Raw genomic sequence first — 2,359 nt, 5'->3', positions numbered from 1 at the left:
CCTACTGCCGATGCATTATATGTTCCGCCAGAATTTTCAGTTACATCTCTAAGCGCTCTTGTAGAAGATAAGTTAGATACTGAATTACCTGGTGTGTTTTTAAGGATGTAATCTGCTACAGCTACTAATGTGTATTCTTCGCCAAACATAGATCCATCTTCGCAAACAAAGCATAAACGATCTACGTCAGGGTCAACAACAATACCAAGATCAGCATTTTTGCTCTGTACAACTTTAGCAATCTCCGTTAAGTTTTCAGGAAGCGGTTCCGGATTATGGGGAAAATGGCCGTCAGGTTCACAATACAACTCATAAACAGTTTCAACTCCTAAAGCTTTTAGCAAAGCTGGTACAAATATACCTCCTGTTGAGTTAACACAATCAATTGCAATTTTAAAATTAGCAGCTTTTATTGCTTCAACATCCACTAATGGCAACGCAAGAATAACATCAATATGCTTTTGCAAATATGTATCATTACTTATCACTTTACCTAAATCATCAACATCAGCAAATGCAAACTCAGATTTCTCCGCAATTTCCAGAACATCCTTTCCATCTGCATCACTAATAAATTCACCTTTCTCGTTAAGGAGTTTCAATGCATTCCACTGTTTTGGATTATGGCTCGCTGTTAAAATTATACCACCACCGGCATTTTCCATCGGAACAGCAATTTCAACAGTTGGAGTGGTAGATAAACCAAGGTCGATTACTTCAATACCCAAACCTTGCAGGGTACCGATAACCAGGTTATTTACCATTTCGCCAGATATCCTGGCATCACGGCCCAGAACAATTCTTTTGTTATTTGTTTTGCTGATTACCCATGAACCATAGGCTGCAGTGAATTTTACAATATCGATTGGGGTTAAACCATTACCGGCAATACCACCGATTGTCCCCCTTATTCCAGAAATAGATTTTATTAGTGTCAATTTGTTGATTATTTTTTTTCCAAAAATAACAAAAAATAGGCAAAGCAGGTTAACTCAGCACCATGCATTCGTAAAATTATGCTATATTTCCTTTGCTGTCTATTTAAAATTTTTCGTAGAGGAGGTAGCGATAAAATTGTTTTATGATAACAATTTTATCTAAGTTTGTTTTTTTTCTAAAACATCAAAATACAGGCTCTATGCAGCGAAAATGGTTCCAATATTGGTTTAACTCTCCTTTCTATCACATACTATATAGTCAGCGTAATGATGCCGAAGCAGAGTTTTTAATTGATAACCTTTCTGCTTACCTGAAACCAGCCGCAAATTCCAGAATTTTAGACATCGCCTGCGGAAGAGGTCGACATTCAATTTATCTTAATAAAAAAGGTTATGATGTAACCGGAATTGACTTATCAGAGCAAAGTATTAAATATGCCCAGCAATTTGAACAAAAGAACCTTCATTTCTTTGTTCATGATATGCGCAAGCTTTCTTTTATCAACTATTTTGACATTGCAATGAACCTATTTACCAGTTTCGGTTATTTTGAAACGGAAAAGGAGCATGTGAATGCAATGAAGGCGTTCAGAAAAAGCTTAAAAGAAGACGGGACGTTGGTGATAGATTATTTTAACACGCAAAAAATCCTTAAAAATCTCACCCAGCAAGAGATAAAAACCGTAGAAGGTATTGAATTTCACCTGCATAAATTTGTAGCCGAGGGGAAAATTATTAAACATATAAATTTCGAGCATAGAGATAAACCTTATGCCTTCGAAGAACGTGTGCAGGCTTTTACTCTTCAAGATTTTGAACGTATGTTTGAGAAAAGCGGACTAAAGATAGCAGCTACTTTTGGAAGTTATGGATTAGATCCTTTTGATGAAAGCAAATCGGACAGATTGATACTAATTTGCAAAAAAGCATGATAGAAAGTTTACAACAATTTGATGTAGAACTTTTTCTTAAGATCCATAGAGGCCTTGCTAATCCATTTTTTGATTGGCTGCTCCCTTTAATGCGCAATCGTTATTTTTGGGCGCCATTATATTTGTTCATCATTATTTTCTCATTTATTGAGTACAAAAAGAAAGGCTGGTACATCATTGGGATGTTACTTGTTACATTTGCTATTGGTGATATGGTTGCATCAAGGCTTATTAAACCTGCAGTAGCAAGAATAAGACCTTGTAATGAAATAACACTGGCTGATGATATCATTCACCGTGTGCCTTGCGGAAGTGGCTATAGCTTCCCTTCTGCGCATGCTACAAATCATTTTGCAATAGCTGTATTTCTTATCTTTGTATTTTACGACAGATGGAAACCAGTGCTACCAATTGGACTTTTCTGGGCATTTATTATTTCGTTCTCTCAGATTTATGTAGGTGTTCACTACCCTATTGACACCATGGTGG

At 36.3% G+C, this 2,359-nt stretch carries 3 protein-coding genes; 2 read left to right on the top strand and 1 reads right to left on the bottom strand.

Annotated features, from left to right (window positions below):
* On the bottom strand, positions 1-938 hold a 938-nt coding region (locus tag AC1DG9_RS26115; protein ID WP_477635577.1), incomplete at its 3' end, for a phosphohexomutase domain-containing protein.
* 200 nt (positions 939-1,138) lie between these two features.
* Here AC1DG9_RS26115 and AC1DG9_RS26110 point away from each other — a divergent pair.
* A complete protein-coding gene (locus tag AC1DG9_RS26110) occupies positions 1,139-1,870 on the top strand; it encodes a class I SAM-dependent methyltransferase (RefSeq protein ID WP_048906943.1) in 732 nt (243 codons plus the stop codon).
* Positions 1,867-2,359, top strand: a 493-nt coding sequence (locus AC1DG9_RS26105; protein WP_477635576.1) for a phosphatase PAP2 family protein, incomplete at its 3' end; no start/stop codon positions are given. The genes AC1DG9_RS26110 and AC1DG9_RS26105, both read left to right, overlap by 4 nt.

It is taken from the genome of Pedobacter sp. 05L430 (genome assembly GCF_056397585.1).
This window is presented reverse-complemented; position numbering and strand designations above follow the sequence as displayed.